Source organism: Clostridioides sp. LIBA-6822, from assembly GCF_056688955.1.
The window spans coordinates 3,057,313-3,081,869 of sequence record NZ_CP196995.1 but is presented as its reverse complement, the minus strand read 5'-3'; the positions used below and the strand labels follow the sequence as shown (position 1 = coordinate 3,081,869).

Below are 24,557 nucleotides of genomic sequence, written 5' to 3'. Positions count from 1 at the left end.
GTTAAAAAATGACATATGTATTGTGATTACACCTAGTTAGATGTATACTGTAATTAATGGGGTACATGAAGTACTCAATAATATACTAGGAGGTATAATAATATGTTAAGAGAGAGATTTGTAGTAAGAAATCACCATAATCCACATACAAGTGGATGTTGTGGTACTGGAGGAGAAGGATGTTGTGGAGGAGATAACCATGAGCATTCACATCAACATTCTCACAGTCATGGGCATGAACATGAGCATGTAAATGGTGTGGGTCATGACCACAATCATGAAGATGGTTTTTCAGGAACTCATGAACATGGTCACGAGCATACGCACACACATGGACATACGCATGAGCATAAGTAAAAATATTTAAAGTTTGTAAAAGATTTTTATTTTGTGATTCCATGAAGGTTTAAATAAAAATTAAATATTTTAAATAAAAATTATTGTTAATAAATAAGAAAGTGAACTGTTAAATTCAAAAACTTTAATAGTTCACTTTTATTAATTATTAAGAATTAAATTTAAATCCAATGATTTACTAAAAAAGAAGCTATATTTTCATAAGGTATTTTTTCTGTTTTTAATAGGCTTTGAACAACCAAACCATCAACTATAGACATAAGTAAGAAAGAAAATGACTCAGCATCCTGTTCATTTTCACTACTACTGTATTTTTCTAATGACTCAACAATTTCAGATTTAAGAGTAGTTCTCCATTCAATATATTTTAATCTCATTCTTTCTTTCAAATCATCATTTGAAGTAATTGCTTCACAAATAAGATACATATGTACTCTACCACGACTTTCTATAGTAGATATTTTCTCTAAGATTAAGTTAACCATTTCTATTTGAGAATTTTTTGATTTGACGTTTTTTACGCAGTTTAATATAGCACTTGTTATAACTTCTAAATGAGTATCCGCAATATCATATATAATATCATTTTTAGATGCATAGTGATAATACAAAGTACCCTTACTTATATTTACATCTTTTGCAATATCAGCAAGACTAGTATTTTGAACTCCATTTTTGGCTATTAAATTGGTTGCAGATGATAAAATAGCCTGTTTCATATTGTTTGTTTTCATAAAACCTACCTTTCTATGTATATTTATAACAAATTAATAACATTATAAGCTTATGGATATTTATTGTCAATAAAGCAAGAATCTATATCTATTGACTTTTTTCCATTCAAAATATAAAATAATAATTAAATCGGTCGTACGACCGACTGAATAAATAAAAACAATATCTTATAGTGAGGTTAATATGGATAAAATAAAATTGATAGTGGACAGTGCATGTGACTTACCTAATGATATAATAGAAAAATACAACATTGAAGTTGTTGGTTTAAATGTATCTTTTGGAGAAGAAAGTTATATATCTGGAAAGGAAATAGATAACGAAACTTTCTATAGAAAAATGAGTGAAAGTAAGGTACTACCAAAAACATCATGCCCTTCACCTGATAAATTTTTAGAAGCATATCATTGCCAAGAAGAAAGTGTTTTGGTCATTAATATAAGTTCAGGTCTATCTGGTACTTATAATAGTGCACTTTTAGCAAAAGATATGTTTGAAAAGGAAGGGAACAATAAGAAAGTTGAGGTTATAGACTCGCTTAGTGGCTCAATTGGAATAGGACAACTGGTGTTAAAGGCAGCAATATTAATAAAAGAAGGAAAAGAAATCGAAGAAATTGTTTCAATAATAGATAAATATAAAGATAATCCTCCATTTTTTGGAACTTTAGAGACTTTAGAAAATGCTATTAAGGGAGGTAGAATAAACCCTATAGCAGGGAAAATTATAAATACATTGAATTTTAAGGCAATAATACAAGTTGCAGATGGAATTGTAACTCCGATAGATAAGGCAAGAGGTGAAGGTAATAGCTTAAAAAAACTAATTAATTTGGTAGAGTCTAAAATTAAAGATAGAGAAGAAAAGGTTTTATTTATAGGACATGCAAACTGCCCTGAGAAGGCTCAAAAAGTAAGGGAAGTTATGGAAAAAGATGTAAAATATAAAGATGTTGTAATCTGTGAAGTTGGCTCAGTTATGGGTACATATACTTCAAAAGGTGCAATTTTAATAACAGCTATATAAGTCATGAGCTGAAAATTAAAGCCATATAAAAATGCTTAAAAGCATTTTTATATGGCTTATTTTATTTCTATTGAGTTAATTTTATAATTAACCAACTACACATATTTCTTTATCATATTTATTTAATATCTCGCAACCATCTTCAGTAACAAGTACTAAATCTTCTATTCTAACTCCAAACTCACCTGGTAAATATATACCTGGCTCTATAGAGAATATCATTCCTGGTTGTACAACATCTGTATTTATAGAAGATACATCTCCCTTATCATGAACTTCAAGTCCTATAGAGTGACCAGTTCTATGAGTGAAGTATTGTCCATATCCTTTTTCAGTTATGTAATCACGAGCAGCAGCATCTATATCACAGAATCTAACTCCTGGTTTTACAATAGCTTCAGCTCTCTTATTAGCCTCAAGAACTATTTCAAATATTTCTCTACCTTTTTCAGGTATTTCTTTATAGAATACAGTTCTTGTCATATCAGCACAATAATTATCTTTTATACAACCTATATCTAATATTATTGCATCTCCTGGTTTTACAAGTGCATTTCCAGGTTCACCATGTGGATTAGCTCCATTAGATCCAAATCCTATAATAGGGTCAAATGAGAATCCGTCAGCACCTAAATCTTCATATATTTTAGATAATTTACCAACAAGTTGTTTCTCTGTAAGTTCACCAGAAACAGTAGCTTTAAGTTGCTCCATACTCTTGTCATTCAATCTTGAAGCTATTCTCATTAATTCTTTTTCTTCTTCATCTTTACACATTCTTAAAGTATCTATTATATAAGATGAATTTACAAATTTACTTCCTCCACCTAATTCCATTAAGTTTAATAAGAATCTAGCTGGCCAGTTTTTATCAACACCCATAGTAGCATTTTTGTCTATATGTTCAGTTATTATTTCTACTGGATTTTGAGTATCATTAAACCAAACCATTTCAACACCTAAATCTTCTGCAACTGGGAATAATTCATTTATAAATAATTTATTATTACCATTTAAATTTAGATATAATGCTAATAATCTTTCACCTGGATGGATTAGTGTTCCTGTTAGATAAAATATCGAAGTAGGGTCACTTACCAACATTTGAGAAATATCATCTTTTTTCATTTGTTCAAGTACAGCATTTAATCTTTGAGTCTTCATAATAATTTCCTCCTAATCAAAATTCAATACAAATCAATTTTAGCATTATTAAACAAAAAAGAGTATACTTTTCTTCTAGAAATATAAAAAAAATTTGTTATATATTTTTTATATTAAATTTAATCCTCATTTTCACATTAAATGTAGAGGTAAAATGATTTTTTATTGTGAAAAATTTATATAAATGATGAATACAATCCATAAAGTTGTGTATTTAAGCTTTTTATATAATCATGAAAAATAATAAATAAAATTTTATATTAAAATAATATTGAAACAATTTTAAAAATTTAGTATGATTAGAATTAAAGTGGTAGAGCTTTTGTAATTTATCATTTTTAACAAAATTTGATTTCGAAGTATTTAGATTTCATCAATAAACGACATTAATAAATTGAAAATTCTGAAAATAATTGATTTAATGACAATGAATCTATTTTATCAATTTTGAAATCAACATTTTAACTAATTAATAGAGAGGAGAATTTAGATTAGGATGGAAAAGAAAAAAATAGGCCTATGGAGTTTGGTATTTATGAATGTATCGGCTTTATATGGTATAAGATGGATAGCTAAATCTACAGCATCAAGCTTTGGTTTAGGATTAGGTGCAATACCTATGTGGTTATTATTCTCATTTATATATTTCGTACCAGGAGCTTTAATTTGTGCTGAGTTAGCATCTACATATCAAAAAGGCGATGGAGGTTTATATGATTGGGTTAAGGAAGCCTTTGGAGAAAAATATGGATTTTTAGTTTCTTGGTTAAACTGGACAGCTAAAATATTTTGGTATTCTTCATTCTTAACTTTCTTAGCAGTAAATGTTTCTTATACAATAGGAAATCCAGCACTTGCTGATAATAAGATGTTTGTACTTATATTATCTTTAGTAATATTCTGGGCATTATCTCTTATAGCAACTAAAGGAATAAGTTTTACAAAGATATTTACTAACACAGGTGCATTAGGTTCAACAATACCAAGTGCGATACTTATAATATTTTCATTTGTAGCAGTATTTGTATTGAAAAAACATGATATAGCTTCAACATATACAATAGCTTCAATGACTCCAAAAGTTAATATGGATGCGTTTGTTGCTATATCAGCTATAATGTTTGGTTTAGCAGGAGCAGAAACTGCGGCTAACTTTATAACAGAGATAGATAAGCCTGAGAAGAACTTCCCTAAGGCGATATTAATATCAGCTGGAATAGTAGCTTCATTATATGTATTAGGTTCAATTGCAATAACAATGATAATACCACCAGACGAAATTACTGCTTCTAAAGGTGTGCTAGATGCACTTGCAGCTGTTTGTCAATCTTTAGGAATAGGGTCTTGGTTGGTTCAATTAATAGCTTTTGGTATAGCTTTTTCAATATTAGGAGCGATAGTTCTTTACATAGCATCACCAATAAAAATGTTATTTGGTAGTGTCAAAAAAGGGGTATTCCCAGATAGCTTAGTAGAAGTAAATGAACATAAAATACCTTCTAAAGCTGTTATACTTCAAGCAATAATAGTTACTATAATATTATTAGTGACGACATTAATGCCTTCTGTTGACGCTATATATAATGTTCTTGTAACTATGACAGCATTAACTGCTTTATTCCCATATGTGTTATTATATGCTTCTTATATTAAATTAAGAAAAGAGAGACCAGATGAAATTAGACCTTATACTATGGCAAAATCAACAAGTACTTGTATAGGTTTAGCGAAAATGGTTTTAACAGTAACTGTAGTTGGTATATTGTTATCTGCAGCACCAGTTATGCCTACATTTGCTGAAAATATCATATATGAGATAGAGATGATTGGTGGAGGGCTTCTAGTTATACTATCTGGTATATGGTTGTGGAATAGATATGAAAAGAAAACAGCTAAATAAAATGTATTTTAAGAATTTCTTTTGGATATTATAATATATAGTTGACAATTTATAGTGTAAGGAATATTATAAAATAAAGAAATTAATAAATTGAATCCTGTGATAAGAAATAGTAAATAAATATACTTTTGTACAGAGAATTAAGGGTGCTGAGAACTTAATAAAAAGTGTTTATTGAATGGGTCTTTGAGGAGTAAGGTGAAATGTAGTTTAAAACTATAGAGTATCTGATATCGTGTGTGCACGTTACAGCATATATTGAGATATATATATTCAACTTTGAGTGTATATAAATTTAGGTGGTACCACGGAAAATATATCCGTCCTATTGATTTAGGACGGATTTTTTAATATAGAAAATTTAGGAGGAAAAATGAACGTAATAGGAATTATAGGTGCAATGGATGAAGAAGTAAGTATCTTAGTTAATTTAATGGATATTAAAGAAACTGTAAAAAAAGCTAGTTTAGAGTTTCATCAAGGAACATTAGAAGGAAAAAATGTAGTATTAGTAAAATGTGGTATAGGTAAAGTTAATTCTGCTCTTTGTACACAGATACTAATAAGTGAATTTAAAGTTGATGCTATTGTTAATACAGGTGTTGCAGGAGCTTTGAACGAAAATCTTGATGTTAATGACATAGTAATATCTACTGATGCTATACAATATGATATAGATACTACAGCATTTGGAGACCCTAAGGGAGTTATACCAAGAATGAAGACTTCTGTATTTAAAGCAGATGAAAGACTTATAGACGCTGCTTATAAATCTTCTGTAGAAGAAGTAAAGACTCACAAAGTACTGAAAGGAAGAGTCGTTACAGGAGATAAATTTATAAATTCTAAAGAATTAAAAGATGAATTAGTAAATGATTTTGGTGGATATTGTGGCGAAATGGAAGGTGGAGCTATAGCTCATGTATGTTATTTAAATGATACTCCATTTGTAATAATAAGAGCAATGTCTGATAAGGCAGATGGAAGTGCTGATGTTACGTATGATGTATTTGTGCATGATGCTGCCAATAATTCTAAGGATATAGTTTTAAACATGCTAAAATCAATATAAGTATATAAGGAGGTACAAATAAAATGAGTGAAAAAAAAGTTATATTTAGTGGTGCACAACCATCAGGAAAAATGACTTTAGGAAATTATTTAGGAGCTATAAAAAACTGGACTGAACTTCAAGATAATTATGATTGCTATTATAGTATAGTCGATTTACATGCAATAACAGTACCTCAGGACCCTAAAGTTTTGAGAGCTAATGCCATAGAATTGCTTGCTCAATATATAGCTTGTGGATTAGACCCAGAAAAAAATACTATATTTATACAGTCACATGTCAAAGAGCATGTTGAACTTATGTGGGTATTAAATACTATGACTTATATGGGTGAATTAAGTAGAATGACTCAATTTAAGGATAAATCACAAAAGAGTGAAGCAAATCTAAATGCAGGTTTATTCACATATCCAGTTCTTATGGCTGCTGATATATTGTTGTATCAAACTGATTTGGTTCCAGTTGGAGATGACCAAAAACAACATCTAGAATTAGCTCGTGATCTAGCAAATAGATTTAATAATAGATTTTCGCCTACTTTTGTAGTTCCAGAAGGATACTATCCAAAAGGTGGAGCAAGAGTAATGAGTTTACAGGAGCCAACTAAGAAAATGAGTAAATCTGATTCAAATGAAAATGCATTTATACTATTAGCTGATGATTCAGATTCTATAAAGAGAAAGATAAAAAGAAGTGTTACTGATTCCTTAGGTGTTGTGAAATATACTGATGAACAACCTGGTATTAAGAATCTAATTGATATATATTCTAATTTAAGTAAAAAGAGTGTAGAAGAGATTGTAAATATGTATGAAGGTAAAGGATATGGAGTATTTAAAGAAGATGTAGCTGAAGTGGTATCAGAATCTTTAAGACCTATAAGAGAAAAATATACTGACCTTCTTAATAATAAAGATTATTTAGAAAAAATATATAGTATGGGAGCAGAAAAAGCTGAAAAACAAGCTAGAAAAACTCTTAGAAAAGTTTATAAAAAAGTTGGTTTTATAGAAAGAAGATATTAATTATATGTTATAAAGAGGATATTATTTTATGAATATCCTCTTTATTTTTACATAAAAAAAGATGAGCTTTTGCTCATCTCAAAGGGGTTAGATTATTCTTACTTTGGGGAAAGTAGAATAAAGGTAAAAGTTAACTAACGTTAACTCTGTCTTTTTTGCATATCACTACTGAGCATAAAAAAATCAGAAAACCATAGCCTTCTGAACTAACTTTAAATATGTACTTTATACCCAATATGTAATTTATGAGTTAATTTTAACTCTTATAATGAAAATTGTCAATAATATATCAAAAAAACATTTTTTAAATTTATACAATTAAATGAATTTATGTTTCTATATAGATGATATGATACAATAACTATGGAATTTATTTTTGTGTATCTAACTTACAATAAAAATAATAAATTTAAAGTATGTAAAGATTTATTTTTAAGAGGGAAAATATGAAAACATCAATTTTAATAGCATTAATAGAAAAAACAAGTCTTATTGTAGTACTATTTCTTTTGATAACAAAGTTAAAAATGTTTAAGCAAATATTTCAAAAAGAAGAGTATAGCTTTAATGATTTAGTCTGTATAGCATTAGTTTTTACGTTTTTAGCCATATTTGGTACTTATAATGGTATAAACTATATGGGGTCAATAGTGAATACCAGAATAATATCTATAGTATCAGGAGGCGTTTTATTTGGACCGATGGTAGGTATTACAGCAGGGCTTCTTTCAGGTATTCATAGATACTTTATGGATATTGGAGGTATAACATCTGTTCCATGTCTTCTATCAAGTATACTAGCAGGTGTATTATCAGGATTTCTATATAAGAGGATACCAAAACAACATAGAGTAATATATGGCATACTGGTAGGTATGGTTTCTGAAAGTTTTACTATACTACTTATATATTTAATATCGCACCCACATTCTTTAGCGATTCAAATAATTGGTGGAATATATTTGCCTTTAATTGTTGGACAGATTGGAATAGGATTTGTTATATCCATAGTTGAGGGGATTGAAAAGGATAAAAAAGATATAGAAGCAAGAAATAAAGCAGAAATAAAAGCACTTCAAAGACAGATTAATCCTCATTTTTTGTTTAATTCCCTAAACACAATAGCATCATTTATAAGATTCAGTCCAGATAAAGCAAGAGAGCTAATAATAAATTTATCAACTTATCTAAGATATAATCTGGAATATAGTGATAATTTGATAGATATAAATAAAGAGGTTGAACAGGTTAAATCTTTTGTAGAGATAGAAAAGGCTAGATTTGGAGAATTACTAACTGTATCTTATGATATAGATGATGTAAATATAAAGATTCCAAGTTTGATTATACAGCCATTGGTGGAAAATGCAATAATACATGGAATTTTAGAAAGTGGTAGGGCTGGCACAGTAAAAATATCTATAAAAAAGTTACCATATTCATTAGAAAATACTGTAAGGATATCAATTGAGGATAATGGTATAGGCATAAGTGAGGAAATCATAAATAATGTATATCGAGATAATATGCCTGAAAATAAGATTGGGCTTTACAATGTACATTTAAGGCTCAAACTGATGTATGGAAGTGGGCTTAATATGAGAAGAACTGACAATGGGACTTTGATAGTATTTTATGTAAAGGAGTAGAAGAATGAGAGCTATAATAGTGGAAGATGAGTTTCCAGCAAGAAAGGAATTGAGATATTTTATTGAAAATAAAAGTAGCATTGAGGTAGTAAGTGAATTTACTAATGGTATAGAGGTGTTAAATTTTATTCAGGAAAATAAAATAGATGTAATTTTTTTGGATATAAATATACCTCATCTTGATGGGATGCTGCTTGCAAAAACATTGAATCAATTTAAATCAAGACCTAAGATTGTTTTTATAACTGCATATGAAAATTATGCAGTCGATGCTTTTTCTTTGGGAGTATTCGATTATGTACTTAAACCATATTCTGAAGAGAGAATAATTTCAATGCTGAATAAGTTAGAAAAAAGTAAAATGAATGATGTTGAACTATCTAATGACAGTAGTAATTTATCTAATGACAAGAAAGACATAATAAATCAAAACATAGAAGAAATAACACATAAAATTAGCCTTTGGAAAGGTGATAAACTGGTTGTAATAGATATTGATGATATATATTATTGTGAAGCTAATGAAAGGCAGACATTTATATATACAGAGGAAGAGAAGTTTATATTAAAAGAAGGAATATCAGAAGTAGAAACTATGATAAATGATAAAAAATTTTTTAGAACACATAGGTCTTATATCGTAAATTTAAGCAAAGTAAAAGAAATTATACCATGGTTTAATAATACATACATATTAAAATTAAAAAATAGTGATTATGAAGTAACTGTAAGTAGAAGTAAAGTAAAAGAATTCAGGTTATTAATGCATATATAAAGTCATTTCATGTACTTAAATATGCACTTAATGTAATTAACATTTATATTAGCATAAAAAAGTATTACCATTTGAACTGGAAATAGTTTTCTTAAACTTATAAAAATTTATAGAGCAATTATATAAAAAACTAAGGGGATGAATTTATGGTAAGTTTTTTAGGTTCAATAGTAGTACTTATAGCAGGGTATTTTATCTATGGTACTTTTGTAGAAAAGGTTTTTGGAATCAATGATAAAAATCAAACTCCAGCTATAGCTTGTAGAGATGGAGTAGATTACGTTCCAATGAAATGGAAGAGAATCTTTTTAATTCAATTTTTAAATATCGCAGGATTAGGACCTATATTTGGTGCTATACAAGGAGCGTTATTTGGACCATCAGCATTTTTGTGGATTGTATTTGGAACAATCTTTGCAGGTGGAGTACATGATTTTGCTTCTGGATATTTATCAATGAAGAACAAAGGTACATCTGCATCAGAGTTGGTAGGTCTTTATTTAGGCAATGGTGCAAAAATAGCAATGAGAATATTTAGTGTTATTCTTTTAGTATTGGTTGGAGTTGTGTTTGTAACAGGTCCAGCAGGATTATTAAAAACATTAACAGGTGTAAATACACAAATATGGGTTGGAGTGATAATCCTTTATTATATTATGGCTACTGTTTTACCAATAGACAAATTAATTGGTAAAATATATCCTGTATTTGGAGCTGCTTTGTTAATTATGGCAGTTGGAGTAGCAGGAGGATTAATAATAAAAGGATATAATATACCAAATATAAATTTACAAAATATGAATCCAAATGGGACACCTTTATTTCCATACTTATTTATAACAATAGCATGTGGAGCAATATCTGGTTTCCATGCAACACAATCACCTCTTATGGCAAGATGTGTTGAAAAAGAGAGTGAAGCAAGACCTGTATTTTATGGGTCAATGGTTGCAGAAGGGATAATAGCTTTAGTTTGGGCAGCAGCAGCCATGTCATATTTCCATGGTATACCTCAACTTAATGTGATATTTAATGATGGTGGAGCAGCAACAGTTGTAAATACAGTATCTGTTGGATTGATGGGACCTATTGGAGGAGCTTTAGCTATACTTGGAGTTGTGGCATGTCCTATAACTTCTGGAGATACAGCATTTAGAAGTGCTAGATTAACAATAGCAGATGCAATGAATTATAATCAAGATGCAGTAAAAAATAGATTTTTAATAGCTTTACCATTGTTTGCAGTTGGTGTTGCTCTTACATTTATAGATTTTAATATAATTTGGAGATATTTCTCTTGGGCAAATCAGACACTTGCTATGATAATGTTGTGGACTGGTTCTGCATATTTGGTTAAAGCAAATAAAAATCATTATATAACTACATTACCAGCACTTTTTATGACTGTAGTTACATTTAGTTATATAATGCAAGCAAAAGAAGGCTTTAGATTGCCAGTTAATATATCTAATGGAATAGGTGTTGCTGTTGCAATAATTCTTGGACTTTTATTCTTTAAAAAAGCTAAAGATATCAAAGAACAGAATAGCCATAAATTGGCAAGTTAGAAAATAATTACTATAAAAAATTAAAAAATTATATTTAAATTATATTCAAAAAATTGTAGGTGAATTTAAAATTTACCTACAATTTTTTTTATCGAATCTTATTTTTTATTGTATGTTTAATTTAGTTTTCCACATACTATTTTTATGATATAAATATTAAAATAGAGGTGTTAAATATGGATACTAAAAAATATAAAGATAGATTATTAAAAGAAAAAGAAAAATTAGCTAATCTAGTAGTAGATATGAAAGATAATACTTTATTTGGAGATACAACTAAACATACAAGTGAAAAGTATTCATCAGGAGAACTATCTAGTTATGATAATCATATAGGAGATATGGGAACAGATGTATATATGCAAAATATGCAAAATAGTCTAATAAATCATGAAGAGGGAAGAATGTATCAAATAGATTTAGCGTTATCTAAAATAGAAAATGGAACATATGGGATTTGTGATTTATGTCATAATAAAATAGATTTAGAAAGATTGGATATATTACCTGATACAAATTTATGTAACAATTGTGCAAATAAAGAAAATGATTTATTAGGAGATGCAAGTGAAAATCCTGATGTTGAAAATACTAATTTTTATTCAGAATATTTAACAGACTTGACTGATTTAAATAAAAATGAATTATTGAAAGATTAAAAACTGACATCACATGTTGTTTAAATGAATTGGAAAAGAGGTAATGACATGAAAAAGGTAGTATGGGGTATATGTATATGTTTATTATCACTAGTAGGTGTGTATACATATAATCATAATCAAGATAACTTAAAAGAAACTTATAGTTTGAGTGACAGTAAAATAAGTGATTATGAAGATGTGATAATCAAAAAAGGAAACGATAATGAAAAGGTCATAGCTCTTACTTTTGATGATGGGCCAGATGAGGTTTTTACACCACAAGTGCTTGACATACTGAAGAAAAATGATGTAAAGGCAACTTTTTTCGTAGTTGGAGAAAAGGTAGAATACAATAAGGAATTGTTAAAAAGACAGTATGATGAGGGACATGAGATAGGAAATCATACATTTACACATATAAATGTTGCAAAGAATAGTTATGATAAGGTAGAAAAAGAAATAACAGATACACAGAATGCTGTAAAAAGTGTAATTGGAGTAGAGCCAAAAGTATTTAGACCTCCATATAGAGCTATGAGTAAGAGCGTGTGTGATATTATAGTTTCTAAACGTATGAATATAATTCTTTGGTCCAACTTAGACCCTAGAGATTGGTCTAATCCTGGAGTGGGTAGCATTATAAATACTATTCTTACAAAAGTTCAAAATGGAAATATAATACTTTTGCATGATTATAACAACAAAAGAAATGATAAGTCACAAACTATACAAGCTTTAGAAGTAGTGATACCTAAATTAAAAGAAAAAGGATATAAATTTGTAACAATATCGGAACTTATAGAACACTTAGATAAAAATGAGCAAGTACAAAAATAAAAAATATTTATTAAAGTATTAATGATGTTTGTATTTTAAATTTACAAGCATCATTAATATTTTAAGAGAGTTGCTCTTTAGAGTATTTTTTTTGTATAATGGTAATAGTGAATTTCAAATAAAATTGATTTTTAAATAATTTATAGGGGGAAAAATAATTGCTATATGTATTAATAATAATTTTACTTATAGGGTTAGACCAACTGTCTAAAATATGGGTATTAAATAATTTGGTAGATGTATCAACAATACCAATAATAAATAATGTATTTCATTTAACTTATGTAGAAAATAGAGGTGCAGCATTTGGATTATTGCAAAATAACCAATGGATATTTATAATAGTTGCATTGCTTGCAACAGTATTTGGATTATACTATATTAATACAAGAAAAGTACATATATTTGGTAAGTTGGGGATTATACTAGTAATATCAGGTGCATTAGGAAATTTAGTTGATAGAGTTAGACTAGGTTTTGTAGTAGATTATTTTGATTTTAGGATTATATGGGAATATGTGTTCAACATAGCTGATGTATTTGTAGTTGTAGGAACTGTATTTTTATGTATATATGTTTTATTTTTTGAAAGTAAAAGTAGGTGATTTGATGGATGAAGTAAAAGAGTTTTTAGTACTTGAAGAGGAAGAAGAAGTTAGGCTGGATGTTTACTTAGCAGAGCAATTAGGTGATATGTCACGAAGCTACATACAAAAAATTATAAAAGATGGTAAAGTAAAAGTTAATGATAAGGTAGAAAAAGCTAAGTATTTAGTTAAAGAAGAAGATAAGATTGTTATAGAGATACCAGAACCTAAAGTTTTAGAAGTTGTAGCTCAAGATATTCCAATAGATATTGTATATGAAGACGATGATGTTTTGATAATAAATAAACCTCAGGACATGGTTGTTCATCCTGCTCCTGGGAACTATGAAAATACATTAGTAAATGGAATTCTATACCATTGCAAAGATAAATTGTCATCAATAAATGGTATTATTAGACCTGGTATAGTTCATAGGATAGACAAAGATACTTCTGGTCTTCTTATGGTAGCCAAGAATAATTATGCACATAATTTTCTAGCAGAACAGTTAAAAGAACACACTATAACCAGGGAGTATGAATTTATATGTTATGGTGTAGTTAAAGAAGATAAAATAACTGTAGATAAACCTATAGGAAGAAACCCTAAAGATAGGTTAAAAATGGCTGTAGTAAAAGATGGCAGAAATGCAACTACTCATTTTGAAGTGGTAGAAAGATTTAATAAATTTACTCATATGAGAGCTAGGCTTGAAACTGGTAGAACTCATCAAATAAGAGTTCATGCTTTGTCTATAAATCATCCACTTTTAGGTGATAATGTATATGGTCCAAAAGAAAATAAATTTAAACTAAAAGGACAAACCTTACATGCTAAGAAGTTGGGATTTATACATCCCACTACAAAGGAGTATATTGAATTTAATTCAGAATTACCTGAGTATTTTAAGGACGTTATTAGAAAAATTAAATAAGAATTTACACAATACTGTAAATCATTTGTTTGGTTTTGTATAAGTGATAAATTTAGTGAAATTTAACTAAAATATTTTATATTAAAGTATTTTGCTTAAAAAAGCTTGAAAAATTTGAAATATAAATATATAATTTGAGTTAATGAATTATAAAAATTATCTTTAAACGATACAGAGATATCGTAAGACAATTGCTAAATTAGACTGTATATTTTTATATAAGAGCTTCTTGTCTTGTGATGAGGAGTTTTTTGTTGTTTAAATTGAAAATTTAAGTAAAAGTAAGGTTATAAAAATTAAAAGAAAGGAGTAGATTTGTCAAAAAGATATATTATATATTTGACAATAATTATGATATGGTAGAAAAAGCTCAATTAATGGATGAAAAGGCAATAGCAAGAGCAATTACTAGGATAAGTCATGAAATAATTGAAAGAAACAAGGGTGTAGAAAATCTAGTTTTAGTTGGAATAAAGACTAGAGGTGTACCAATTGCAAATAGAATTTCTAAAAGAATAGAACAAATAGAAGGAACAAAAGTAGATACAGGGGATATTGATATAACCTTGTATAGAGATGATTTGGAAAAAATTGATGTGGAACCTGTAGTTAAAGGAACTTATTTAGATTTTAATGTAAATGATAAAACTGTGGTTTTAGTTGATGATGTTTTATATACAGGAAGAACTGTAAGAGCAGCACTGGATGCTATTATAGATATAGGAAGACCAAAATCAATACAATTAGCCGTATTAGTGGATAGAGGGCATAGAGAGTTGCCTATAAGAGCAGATTATGTAGGAAAAAATGTACCTACTTCTAGGCATGAAATTATATCTGTCAGTTTACTAGAAATTGATGGAGAAGATTCAGTTACAATCAAAGAATAATAATTTTTAAATATTGTATAAAAGCTTAGCATTGAATAGTCAGGGAGGAGGATAAAGCTTACATAGATTGCACAAAATAAATATTATGATTTTATGAATGTGTGTCTTAATGTGGTCTTTATTCTCCTTTATTTGAGTTTTTAATGTCGTAAAATGTAAAATAATGATAGATTGCATAATAAATATATAAAGATTAAAAAGTAGAATCTAGGGAATGATAATTAATTAAAAGATATTAATTAAACAGAGGATTTATTTATATATAATAATTTTGGAGGTTTTTATGAAAAAAACGATAATGTCTTTACAACATCTATTAGCCATGTTTGGAGCGACAGTATTAGTTCCCATTTTGACAGGCTTTAATCCGTCAGTTGCGATTTTCTGTGCTGGTGTTGGTACATTGATATTTCATTTTTGTACGGAAGGAAAAGTACCTGCCTTTTTAGGTTCAAGTTTTGCATTTATACCAGTTATACTAGCAGCTAAAGAAGCATATGGTGGAGATTTAGCATATGCTCAAGGAGGTATAATAGTAGCAGGATTAATTTATATTATAATGTCAATTATAGTAAAAGTAGTTGGAGTAAATAAAATTAAATTGTATTTTCCAGCACAAGTTACAGGAGCAATGATAGTAGTTATAGGATTAAATTTATTGCCAACAGCTTTTAGTATGGCTTCAGCGAATTTTGTAATAGCATTTATAACTTTAGCAATAGCAATTTTAACTAATAAGTTTGGTAGAGGATTTATAAAGCAACTGGGAATATTAATAGCTGTTTTTTCTGGATATATAATATGCTTGATATTAGGGTTAGTAGATGTAACTACAATTACAGAAGCAAGTTTATTTGCAATACCTAACTTTACAATACCTAAATTCAGCTTAGGAGCCATTGTTATTATATCTCCAGTTGTTCTAGCTGTATTTATGGAACATATAGGAGATATGACTACTAATGGTGCTGTAGTAGGTAAAAACTTTATAGAAAACCCAGGTTTAAACAGAACTTTACTTGGAGATGGATTTGCAACTATAGTTGCAGGTTGTTTAGGTGGACCAGCTAATACAACTTATGGAGAAAATACAGCAGTACTTGCTATAACTAAAAACTATGACCCTTCAATACTTAGACGTACAGCAGTTTTTGCTATATTACTTGCTTGTGTAGGCAAGTTTGGAGGATTTCTTCAAAGTATACCAAGTTCAGTTATGGGCGGAATTAGTATAATGCTATTTTCAATGATAACTTATGTAGGATTAAAGACTATAAGAGATAGTTCTTGTGTAGAAAGTAAAATTAATATATTAATAATAGCAGTTATATTACTAATAGGTCTTGGAACAACATACCTGTCTAATAAAGGTATCTCTATAGGTATACCAATAACAAGTACAGTAAAGATAACAGGTCTTAGCTTAGCTGCAATTGTCGGAATTGTATTAAATAGAATTTTAAATAATAAGGATTTTAAAGTTGAAGAATAGTAAATAATAACTTGTATAATTTTAAATAATTAAATTTCTATAGACATTTGTAATTAATGTTGATATAATGATTAAAAATAAATGAAAGAAAGGGCAAGGTAACTGGGACAATGAGAATATAATTTATTTTTTATAATTTAAAGTATTGTAATTTTTGAAAAGCCTATTTTGGTGGCTTTATTTATGATGCTTAAATTAAGGAGAGTAGATTATAGTCTATACGTTTATTTGTTATGCCTATTTATGCAAATCTCTCCTTATATTTAAGTGCGTTAAGGAGGGATTTTTTTATGCTTTTATTAAAAGTAGAAAATTTAAAGAAATATTATGCTAATAGATTAATTTTAGATATAGATAAATTTGAAGTGTCAGAAGGAGACAAAATAGGTCTAGTTGGTTCAAATGGTCAAGGAAAAACAACATTATTAAAGGCAATACTAGGTGAAATAGAAATTGATGAAGGGAATATTTATCTTACAGATAGTTATTCATATATAAGTCAAAGCGAAAATAATATTGAAATATGTAGTAATAGTAAAGAAAAGAGTCTTTTAAATGCTCCTGATAAATTTGAAGAGTACTTATCAGGAGGTGAAAAAGTTAAGCTAAAGATAGCAGATGCACTAAGTGATAAGAAAAATATAATAATAGCTGATGAGCCAACTTCAAACTTAGATAAAAAAAGTATTGGGATTTTGGAAAATATGTTTAAAAGATATGAGGGAGCCTTATTATTAATATCTCATGATAGACGTTTCCTGGATGAGTTATGTACAACCATACTGGAGCTAGAGGATGGAAAATTAAAAGCTTATAAAGGCAATTACACTGATTATTTAATGCAAAAAGAAGAAGAAGTAAAAAGAGCTGATTTTGAATATCAGGAATATGTTAAAGAGAAAAAAAGACTTGAAAAAGCTCTTTTATACAAAAAAGCTTTAAGTGATGGTGTAAGAAAAACTCCAAAACGAATGGGTAACTCTGAGGCAAGACTACACAAAATGGGTGGGCAAACTAATAAGAAAAAATTAGACTCAAATGTGAAAGCTATAAAAAGTAGAATTGATAAGCTTGAGATAAAGAATAAACCTAAGGTTTCTGCTGAAATGAAGATTAAGATTCAAGATGGTATGGAGATAATTAGTAAAAATTTAGTAGAGATAAAGGATATGACTTTAAATTTAGGAAATAAACTTTTGCTAGATAATGTTTCTTTTAAAATAAAAAGAGGTAAAAAAATAGCTTTGTTAGGTGATAATGGATGTGGAAAAAGTACTTTGATAAAAGAAATACTGAACAATAAAAATGAACATATAAAAATAAACAACAAGGTAAAAATAGGCTATTTTGACCAACATCAAAGTATATTAAATGAAGAAAAGAGTGTTTTGTATAACACTAAAGTTAATAGTTCATTCGATGAATCTTTTATAAGGATAAATTTAAATTTATTTGGATTTAAAGGTGATGATGTCTACAAAAAGGTAAAAGTACTCAGTGGTGGAGAAAAGGTAAAAATAGCACTATGTAAAATAATATTGGAAGATAATAATTTTTTAGTATTTGATGAACCAACGAATTACTTAGATATAAAATCTATGGAGGCATTAGAAAAGGCACTGATAAATACTGATAAAACTATGCTTATAGTATCTCATGATAGAGTATTTACATCTCATATTTGTAACTATATTGTTGAGATAAAAAATACTAAAATAAGAGAGTTTGACTGTGATTATGAGGAATATACAATTAATAGAAATAAAAAAAATCCTAGTAGAGATAATCAAGCTAAAAAAGAAAATCTTTTGGTATTAGAAAACAGACTTACAAATGTTATATCTATGTTGTCTATAGAAAAAGATAATATAAAGAAAGAACATTATGAATTAGAATATAATGAGTTGTTAAAACAAATCAGCAAAATAAAGAATAGTTTGTCAGAAAATTAAATGTGACTAAATATAAAATGAGGTGTCTCAAAATGGACTTTTTAGTCCATTTTGAGGCACTCTTTTTGTATGAAATCAAATATATGTTCATCATGTCAAATGAAAAAGAGGTCTATCTCTATTTTGAGATAGCCTTTTTTCATTTAACATGATATTGTATAATTATTTGATATTAAATTTTGTATTTAATTTAAAATTTATTCTGATTTAACTTTAAGCTTGGCAACCATTTCTTCTTCTGGAGTAACATAAATAGTACTGTTAGTCTCATAAATAACCATACCTGGCTTAGAACCACTAGGTTTTTTTACATTTTTTCTTTTAGTATAGTCTATAGGTACCTGAGAAGAAAGCTTTGACTTACTAAAAAATGCTGCTAGCATTGCCCCTTCAAATATAGTGTTATCAGGTACTTCTTTACCAGCACATTTTATTATTACATGAGAGCCAGGAATGTTCTTTGTGTGCATCCACAAGTCATCATTATCAGCAAGTCTTAGTGTAAGATAGTCATTCTGTTTATTATTTTTACCAACTAAAATCTTAAATCCATCAGAAGAAGTAAACTCATGAGGTTTTGTAGAAGGGATAGTATCCTTTTTACTGTTTTTCTTTTGAGCCTTGATATATCCAACCTTAGCAAGTTCTTCTTTTATATCTTGTAATTCAGCTAAATTTTCGCAGTTTTCAATACTTAAAATTATATTTTCCAAGTAATCTATTTCTTCCTTATTTAATGAAATCTGATGAGATATTTCAACTTTAGCATGTTTCATTTTATTATACTTTTTGAAGTATTTTTGAGCATTTTCAGATGGTGTCAAATTTTTATTTAATTCTATAGTTACATTTTTACAATTTTCATCATAAAAATTAGCAACCTCAATACTTTCCATACCTTTTTCTACCATATAGATATATGAAGTAATCAATTCACCTTTTACCTTGTAAATATCTGCGTTTTCAGACTCTGATAATTCTTCTTCCTGTTTTTTTAGTTTATTATAAAGTCTATCAAGCTTAACTGAGATACTCTTCTTTAAGTCAGATGAACGTTGATTGATTCTATCCTTAATATCTTTAGTTCTATAGAAATCTTCTAATATACGAGACATACTATCTTTATTGATATATGATAAATCACTAAATAATGTAAGATTTACACAACTGAAATCGACTACTTTATCCACTTTTTTATCTATAACAATACAAGGTGAGTATTTACTAGCATTTATATCACTGAACAAACTACAAAATTCTTTGTATAAAGAATTGAATTGTTCGTTAGAAACATCCTTTATAGAAGTACTTTGATTTACATTTGCTCGGTAACAAATTTCTTTGGCTATAGTAGGGCTTATACCTAGAAATTTAGAATATATGGACTTAAAAATAGGCCCTTCAAATTCATTCAAGTTACTAATAAACAAATCGTTAGATATATTATCAAGAGGATTAAGTTTATCTTGTTTTGGTGGTAATGAATAGCTATGTGCAGGTAAAACTTGACGAACCCTACTGATGCTAAAAGGTACTCTTTTTATTGAATCTATAATTTTGTTATCTTCACCATGAGTTATTATTATGTTGCTGTGTCTTCCCATAATTTCAATCATAATATTTTTAATTGTCTTTTCTTTTAGTTCATCCAAAGATTCAACACTTATTTTTATTATTCTTTCAAAACCTATTTGAGAAATTTCTACTATGTTACCACCTTGTATGTATTTTCTAAGTAACATACAAAACATAGGTGCCTTTAGAGGGTTTTCTTTTTGATAATTGCTTGTAAGATAAACCCTAGGATTTGAAGCACTTGCACTTAAAACTAATCTAAAATTTTCTTTATTATTTCTTATATTAAAAATTACCTCATCATCTTCAGGTTGATGTATTTTATCTATTTTTCCACCTGTAAGTTTTGCTGATAATTCATCTACTATTGAATGTATAACTAATCCATCTAATGCCATGTATAGCACCCCTTTCTTTGACCAAAATAGTCAGTAAATTAATTATACACATAATATATGCTTTGTGACTAGGGGAAATTTAAACGAGAGAGTAATATTTAAATTGAATAATTATTTATACTTACTATGAAAGGAAATACTATATTTTAAAATTAATAATTTAAAGTTGATTAAATGTAAAATAAATATAGTATAATTATTGTGTAAAGTATAAGTTGTTACAATATATGAACTTTAAAAAATAAATCAATTTTAAAGTGTCATAGTATATAAATATGAAAGAAGGTTGAAAAAATGAAATTTATTGATTTAAGAAGTGATACTGTTACTATGCCTACTGATGAAATGAGAGAAGCTATGGCAAAGGCTCCTGTTGGAGATTCAATCTTTAGGGATGACCCTACTGTAAATAAACTTGAAGAATTAGCAGCAGCTAAAGTTGGAAAAGAAGATGCTATTTTTCTTCCAAGTGGAACTTTTGGAAATCAACTAGCTTTATTTACTCACTGTCTAAGAGGACAAGAAATTATTATTGGTAAAGGTTATCACATTGTAACTCATGAAGTTGGAGCACCTGCTGTAATAGCTGGAGTTCAACTTAGAACTATAGATGAAGATGAAAATGGAGCTCTTAATCCTGAGCTTGTTGAAAAGGCAATTAGAAGAGATGACATACATGAACCACAAACAGGTCTTATATGTGTAGAAAATGCATATTCAGGTGGAACTGTTGTAAGTCTTGACAATTTAAGAGAAATTAAAAAAATAGCTGAGAAACATAACTTACCAGTACATCTAGATGGAGCAAGATTATTTAATGCAGCTTTAACTTTAGGTGTAGAACCTAAAGAAATAGCAAAGTGTTGTGATAGTGTTATGTTCTGCGTATCAAAAGGATTAGCTGCACCAATGGGTTCTATACTTGCTGGAAGTAAAGAATTCATAGCAAAAGCTAGAAGAAAGCAAAAAATTATGGGTGGGGGAATGAGACAAGTTGGTATAGTTGCAGCTGCTGGTATAATTGCCATTGAAAAAATGACATTAAGATTAAATGAAGACCACGAAAATGCAAAGTATTTAGCTTGTGAATTAAATAAAATTGAGGGTATTGAAGTAAATAACATTAATCCAGACATAAGTATGGTATTCTTTAAAATGAGTGAAGACGTTATAAAAGAAGATGTTTTAATAAAAGAATTTTTTGAAAGAAATATAAAAATTAACAAAATGGAAAATGGTGAGTATAGATTTGTAACTCATGTAGATGTTACTAAAGAAGATTTAGACTATGTTTTAAAAACACTTAAAGAGCTAATAGGTGTATGTTAATAGAAAGCTACTAAAAGAGAACTATAGCTAGTTATTAGATATTTAATTATAAAATTCATAGACAGTTTAAATAAAACATACATAAAATTCATATAGAAATATTATTATATAAACATAGAAAGAACTAACTTAAAAACATAATATAATTACCCTAATTGTAATGGCAACTCTCCCTCACATCCTCAAATTATAGTTGTCATTACAAAACTTTTCCCATAAATTATAAGTTTATGGGAATTTTTTTATGTTATAATAGTTTAAGTGTTAATTTACAAAGGAGCGATACTTATGAAATTTTGGAAACTACATGGAATAGGGAATGATTTTATTGCAATAGATGGAAGATTCGACCAGATAGATTCATCGAATTATACTTCTTTAGCAAAAAAAGTATGCCATAGAAGATTTTCTGTAGGAGCGGATGGCTTATTAGTTGTAAAAGATTCAAAAGTTGCAGATATAGAAATGGTATATTACAATTCTGATGGTTCAAGAGCAGCCATGTGTGGAAATGGTCTTAGATGTTTTTGTAAATTTGTTTATGATAATGGTATAGTCAAAAAAGAAAATTTTACAGTAGATACATTAGATGGTATAAAAGATATAAAAATAAATCTTACAAATAGTGAAATAAACTCTATAAGAGTCAATATGGGAGAAGGAAGTTTTATAGCTAAAGATGTTCCAGTATCTACAGATAAAAAACGTTTTGTGCAAGAAAGTATAAAAGTTTTAGATAGGGAATTCAAGCTTACTTCTATGTTGATGGGGGTTCCTCATACGGTAGTTATAGTAGATGAACTAGATGTAGATGATGTTTGTAAATATGGAAAAGAGATTGAAAATAATAAAATATTTCCTGAAAAAACGAATGTAAATTTTGTAAAGGTAGAAGATAAGTATAATATACATGTCTACACTTGGGAAAGAGGTTGTGGATATACTTTAGGCTGTGGGACTGGTATGACTGCATCAGCAATAGTATGTAATTTACTTAATATGGTAGAGAGTAGTGTAAATGTAACTTCTCAAGGAGGAACAGTTAAAATAGATGTAGGAGAGTTCTCTTATATGACAGGTCCAGCAGTAAAAATATGTGAAGGTGTTTTGGAGGATTAAGTAATGGCTATAAGTATGACTGGTTTTGGAAGAGGAGAATACAAAGATGACAATTATTATTTTTTAGTAGAATGTAAAACGATAAATCATAAGTATTCAGATATAAATATACGTCTTCCAAGAAAAATTTCATTTTTAGAGGATAAAGTTAGAAATTTAGTGAAAAATTATGTAAAAAGAGGAAGAGTAGATTTATACATAAAATTTGACTTATTAGGCAAAGAAGATGTAAACTTAAACTTTGATGAAGGACTAGCTTCTCAATATATAGATATATTAAAAGAAATAAAAAATAAATTCGATATTATAGATGATATTAGTGTTATGAATGTTGCAAGGTTTCCTGATATTGTAAAAATAGAAGAAAAAGAAGACGATGAAGACTTATTATGGTCAATGTTGAATCAAGCTGTTGAAGATGCATTAATAAAATTAAAAGAAATGAGAAGAGAAGAAGGTAAAAAATTAGCAGAAGATATTACTATGAGATGTGATTTATTAAAAGCTCATATAGAAGAAATTGAAAAATATTCAAGCAGTGTTGTAGAAGATTATAGAGAAAAATTGAATTTGAGAATAAGCGAATTGTTAGATGACCCAAGTATAATGGATGAAAATAGATTGGCACAAGAAGTTGCAATATATGCAGATAAAAGCAGTATAACAGAAGAAATAGTTAGATTTAAAAGTCATATAGGTCAACTTAAAAACACTATATTTAAAGACGATTCTATAGGTAGAAAAATAGATTTCCTAATACAAGAGATGAATAGAGAGACTAATACTATAGGTTCAAAGTCCTCTGATATAAATATAACTAATTTAGTAGTAGAACTAAAAAGCGAATTAGAAAAAATAAGAGAACAAATACAAAATATAGAGTAAGAATACAATATTAGAAGGGGAATATTTAAATGTTTGTGAAAAAAGGATTATTGCTAGTTGTATCAGGACCATCAGGTGCAGGAAAAGGTACTATTTGCAAAGAACTACTTAAAGAAAATGATACAATAAAACTTTCTGTATCAGCTACTACAAGAAAGCCAAGAACTGGAGAAGTTGATGGAGTAAATTATTTCTTCATAAGTAAGGATAAGTTTGAAGCAATGATAGAAAAAGGTGAGTTTTTGGAGTATGCTCAAATTTATGATAATTTTTATGGAACTCCAAAAGCAGCAATAATGGAATGTTTAGAAAAAGGGCAAGATGTACTATTAGAGATTGAAATGCAGGGAGCAAGACAAATAAAGGAAGTTTGTCCAGAGGGAGTATTTATATTTGTACTACCACCATCACTTGAAGAACTAAAAAATAGAATTGTTGGAAGAGGTACAGAAACAGAAGCTGAAATAGAGAAAAGATTTAGCTGTGCATATGAAGAAATTAAAATGATTAAGGATTATGATTATTTTATATTTAATGAAGATGTAAAAACATCTGCTAAAGAAATAGAAGGTATAATATCATCTGAAAAGAATAAAGTTAGCAGATATAAAAATATTATAATAGAGAAATTCAAGGAGGAATTATAA

The 24,557-nt window shown here is 28.2% G+C and carries 22 protein-coding genes and 1 other annotated feature; of the genes, 19 read left to right on the top strand and 3 right to left on the bottom strand.

Features of this window, described 5'->3' with window-relative positions; all coding sequences use genetic code 11:
• Positions 1-102 precede the first annotated feature (102 nt).
• Positions 103-357 (top strand): hypothetical protein, encoded by a 255-nt coding sequence (locus tag ACTG48_RS14945; RefSeq protein ID WP_479917263.1) that lies wholly within the window; start codon positions 103-105, stop codon positions 355-357.
• Positions 358-518: 161 nt separating this feature from the next.
• Here the strand turns inward: ACTG48_RS14945 and ACTG48_RS14940 are convergent, their stop codons facing one another.
• Positions 519-1,091, bottom strand: a complete 573-nt coding sequence (locus tag ACTG48_RS14940; RefSeq protein WP_021385499.1) for a TetR/AcrR family transcriptional regulator — start codon at positions 1,089-1,091, stop codon at positions 519-521.
• A 184-nt stretch (positions 1,092-1,275) separates the two neighbouring features.
• On the opposite strand from ACTG48_RS14940, the gene ACTG48_RS14935 reads away from it, so the two are divergent.
• Complete coding sequence (locus ACTG48_RS14935) at positions 1,276-2,118, top strand: DegV family protein (RefSeq protein WP_021385542.1); 843 nt, start codon at positions 1,276-1,278, stop codon at positions 2,116-2,118.
• Between the two features lie 87 nt (positions 2,119-2,205).
• Here the strand turns inward: ACTG48_RS14935 and ACTG48_RS14930 are convergent, their stop codons facing one another.
• Positions 2,206-3,282 (bottom strand): M24 family metallopeptidase, encoded by a 1,077-nt coding sequence (locus tag ACTG48_RS14930; RefSeq protein WP_479917262.1) that lies wholly within the window; start codon positions 3,280-3,282, stop codon positions 2,206-2,208.
• A 496-nt stretch (positions 3,283-3,778) separates the two neighbouring features.
• On the opposite strand from ACTG48_RS14930, the gene ACTG48_RS14925 reads away from it, so the two are divergent.
• The 13 genes from ACTG48_RS14925 (at position 3,779) to cplR (ending at position 18,604) form a co-directional block, all read left to right on the top strand.
• Complete coding sequence (locus tag ACTG48_RS14925) at positions 3,779-5,182, top strand: APC family permease (protein ID WP_479917261.1); 1,404 nt, start codon at positions 3,779-3,781, stop codon at positions 5,180-5,182.
• 90 nt (positions 5,183-5,272) lie between these two features.
• Positions 5,273-5,513 (top strand) — a binding site (T-box leader).
• 42 nt (positions 5,514-5,555) lie between these two features.
• The gene (locus tag ACTG48_RS14920) at positions 5,556-6,254 is read left to right on the top strand and encodes a 5'-methylthioadenosine/adenosylhomocysteine nucleosidase (protein WP_479917260.1); all 699 of its coding nucleotides are present in this window, start codon (positions 5,556-5,558) and stop codon (positions 6,252-6,254) included.
• A gap of 23 nt (positions 6,255-6,277) precedes the next feature.
• Positions 6,278-7,279, top strand: a complete 1,002-nt coding sequence (trpS, locus tag ACTG48_RS14915; protein ID WP_479917259.1) for a tryptophan--tRNA ligase — start codon at positions 6,278-6,280, stop codon at positions 7,277-7,279.
• Between the two features lie 446 nt (positions 7,280-7,725).
• Complete coding sequence (locus ACTG48_RS14910) at positions 7,726-8,928, top strand: sensor histidine kinase (protein WP_479917258.1); 1,203 nt, start codon at positions 7,726-7,728, stop codon at positions 8,926-8,928.
• Between the two features lie 4 nt (positions 8,929-8,932).
• The gene (locus ACTG48_RS14905) at positions 8,933-9,703 is read left to right on the top strand and encodes a LytR/AlgR family response regulator transcription factor (protein ID WP_021385375.1); all 771 of its coding nucleotides are present in this window, start codon (positions 8,933-8,935) and stop codon (positions 9,701-9,703) included.
• Positions 9,704-9,849: 146 nt separating this feature from the next.
• On the top strand, positions 9,850-11,271 hold the full coding sequence (locus ACTG48_RS14900) for a carbon starvation CstA family protein (RefSeq protein ID WP_021385467.1): 1,422 nt from the start codon (positions 9,850-9,852) through the stop codon (positions 11,269-11,271).
• Between the two features lie 176 nt (positions 11,272-11,447).
• Positions 11,448-11,930, top strand: a complete 483-nt coding sequence (locus tag ACTG48_RS14895; protein WP_479917257.1) for a TraR/DksA C4-type zinc finger protein — start codon at positions 11,448-11,450, stop codon at positions 11,928-11,930.
• Positions 11,931-11,978: 48 nt separating this feature from the next.
• The gene (locus tag ACTG48_RS14890; RefSeq protein WP_479917256.1) at positions 11,979-12,749 is read left to right on the top strand and encodes a polysaccharide deacetylase family protein; all 771 of its coding nucleotides are present in this window, start codon (positions 11,979-11,981) and stop codon (positions 12,747-12,749) included.
• Positions 12,750-12,907: 158 nt separating this feature from the next.
• A complete protein-coding gene (gene lspA / locus ACTG48_RS14885) occupies positions 12,908-13,354 on the top strand; it encodes a signal peptidase II (RefSeq protein WP_021385553.1) in 447 nt (148 codons plus the stop codon).
• Positions 13,323-14,270 (top strand): RluA family pseudouridine synthase, encoded by a 948-nt coding sequence (locus ACTG48_RS14880; protein ID WP_044213762.1) that lies wholly within the window; start codon positions 13,323-13,325, stop codon positions 14,268-14,270. The genes lspA and ACTG48_RS14880 overlap by 32 nt, the downstream gene beginning before the upstream one ends.
• Positions 14,271-14,626: 356 nt before the next feature.
• Entirely contained in the window at positions 14,627-15,160 is a 534-nt protein-coding gene (gene pyrR, locus ACTG48_RS14875; RefSeq protein WP_021385574.1) for a bifunctional pyr operon transcriptional regulator/uracil phosphoribosyltransferase PyrR, read from the top strand.
• 283 nt (positions 15,161-15,443) lie between these two features.
• A complete protein-coding gene (locus ACTG48_RS14870) occupies positions 15,444-16,652 on the top strand; it encodes a uracil-xanthine permease family protein (RefSeq protein ID WP_021385440.1) in 1,209 nt (402 codons plus the stop codon).
• A gap of 290 nt (positions 16,653-16,942) precedes the next feature.
• A complete protein-coding gene (gene cplR, locus ACTG48_RS14865) occupies positions 16,943-18,604 on the top strand; it encodes an ABC-F type ribosomal protection protein CplR (protein WP_479917255.1) in 1,662 nt (553 codons plus the stop codon).
• Positions 18,605-18,801: 197 nt separating this feature from the next.
• Here cplR and ACTG48_RS14860 read toward each other — a convergent pair whose 3' ends face one another.
• Positions 18,802-20,577 (bottom strand): Rqc2 family fibronectin-binding protein, encoded by a 1,776-nt coding sequence (locus tag ACTG48_RS14860; RefSeq protein ID WP_479917254.1) that lies wholly within the window; start codon positions 20,575-20,577, stop codon positions 18,802-18,804.
• Positions 20,578-20,871: 294 nt separating this feature from the next.
• On the opposite strand from ACTG48_RS14860, the gene ltaE reads away from it, so the two are divergent.
• From ltaE to gmk, 4 genes are all read left to right on the top strand, one after another.
• Entirely contained in the window at positions 20,872-21,906 is a 1,035-nt protein-coding gene (gene ltaE / locus ACTG48_RS14855) for a low-specificity L-threonine aldolase (RefSeq protein ID WP_021385487.1), read from the top strand.
• A 288-nt stretch (positions 21,907-22,194) separates the two neighbouring features.
• The gene (dapF, locus tag ACTG48_RS14850; RefSeq protein WP_021385362.1) at positions 22,195-23,025 is read left to right on the top strand and encodes a diaminopimelate epimerase; all 831 of its coding nucleotides are present in this window, start codon (positions 22,195-22,197) and stop codon (positions 23,023-23,025) included.
• 3 nt (positions 23,026-23,028) lie between these two features.
• Positions 23,029-23,910 carry a YicC/YloC family endoribonuclease gene (locus tag ACTG48_RS14845; RefSeq protein WP_021385520.1) on the top strand — a complete coding sequence of 294 codons (882 nt, stop codon included), beginning with the start codon at positions 23,029-23,031 and terminating at the stop codon, positions 23,908-23,910.
• A gap of 29 nt (positions 23,911-23,939) precedes the next feature.
• Positions 23,940-24,557 carry a guanylate kinase gene (gene gmk, locus ACTG48_RS14840; RefSeq protein WP_021385567.1) on the top strand — a complete coding sequence of 206 codons (618 nt, stop codon included), beginning with the start codon at positions 23,940-23,942 and terminating at the stop codon, positions 24,555-24,557.

Bases quoted from the DNA above. Each gene is read 5' to 3' on its own strand.
- ACTG48_RS14945 (WP_479917263.1), top strand. From the start codon at position 103: ATGTTAAGAGAGAGATTTGTAGTAAGAAATCACCATAATCCACATACA.
- ACTG48_RS14940 (WP_021385499.1), bottom strand. From the start codon at position 1,091: ATGAAAACAAACAATATGAAACAGGCTATTTTATCATCTGCAACCAAT.
- ACTG48_RS14935 (WP_021385542.1), top strand. From the start codon at position 1,276: ATGGATAAAATAAAATTGATAGTGGACAGTGCATGTGACTTACCTAAT.
- ACTG48_RS14930 (WP_479917262.1), bottom strand. From the start codon at position 3,282: ATGAAGACTCAAAGATTAAATGCTGTACTTGAACAAATGAAAAAAGAT.
- ACTG48_RS14925 (WP_479917261.1), top strand. From the start codon at position 3,779: ATGGAAAAGAAAAAAATAGGCCTATGGAGTTTGGTATTTATGAATGTA.
- ACTG48_RS14920 (WP_479917260.1), top strand. From the start codon at position 5,556: ATGAACGTAATAGGAATTATAGGTGCAATGGATGAAGAAGTAAGTATC.
- trpS (WP_479917259.1), top strand. From the start codon at position 6,278: ATGAGTGAAAAAAAAGTTATATTTAGTGGTGCACAACCATCAGGAAAA.
- ACTG48_RS14910 (WP_479917258.1), top strand. From the start codon at position 7,726: ATGAAAACATCAATTTTAATAGCATTAATAGAAAAAACAAGTCTTATT.
- ACTG48_RS14905 (WP_021385375.1), top strand. From the start codon at position 8,933: ATGAGAGCTATAATAGTGGAAGATGAGTTTCCAGCAAGAAAGGAATTG.
- ACTG48_RS14900 (WP_021385467.1), top strand. From the start codon at position 9,850: ATGGTAAGTTTTTTAGGTTCAATAGTAGTACTTATAGCAGGGTATTTT.
- ACTG48_RS14895 (WP_479917257.1), top strand. From the start codon at position 11,448: ATGGATACTAAAAAATATAAAGATAGATTATTAAAAGAAAAAGAAAAA.
- ACTG48_RS14890 (WP_479917256.1), top strand. From the start codon at position 11,979: ATGAAAAAGGTAGTATGGGGTATATGTATATGTTTATTATCACTAGTA.
- ACTG48_RS14880 (WP_044213762.1), top strand. From the start codon at position 13,323: ATGTTTTATTTTTTGAAAGTAAAAGTAGGTGATTTGATGGATGAAGTA.
- pyrR (WP_021385574.1), top strand. From the start codon at position 14,627: ATGGTAGAAAAAGCTCAATTAATGGATGAAAAGGCAATAGCAAGAGCA.
- ACTG48_RS14870 (WP_021385440.1), top strand. From the start codon at position 15,444: ATGAAAAAAACGATAATGTCTTTACAACATCTATTAGCCATGTTTGGA.
- cplR (WP_479917255.1), top strand. From the start codon at position 16,943: ATGCTTTTATTAAAAGTAGAAAATTTAAAGAAATATTATGCTAATAGA.
- ACTG48_RS14860 (WP_479917254.1), bottom strand. From the start codon at position 20,577: ATGGCATTAGATGGATTAGTTATACATTCAATAGTAGATGAATTATCA.
- ltaE (WP_021385487.1), top strand. From the start codon at position 20,872: ATGAAATTTATTGATTTAAGAAGTGATACTGTTACTATGCCTACTGAT.
- dapF (WP_021385362.1), top strand. From the start codon at position 22,195: ATGAAATTTTGGAAACTACATGGAATAGGGAATGATTTTATTGCAATA.
- ACTG48_RS14845 (WP_021385520.1), top strand. From the start codon at position 23,029: ATGGCTATAAGTATGACTGGTTTTGGAAGAGGAGAATACAAAGATGAC.
- gmk (WP_021385567.1), top strand. From the start codon at position 23,940: ATGTTTGTGAAAAAAGGATTATTGCTAGTTGTATCAGGACCATCAGGT.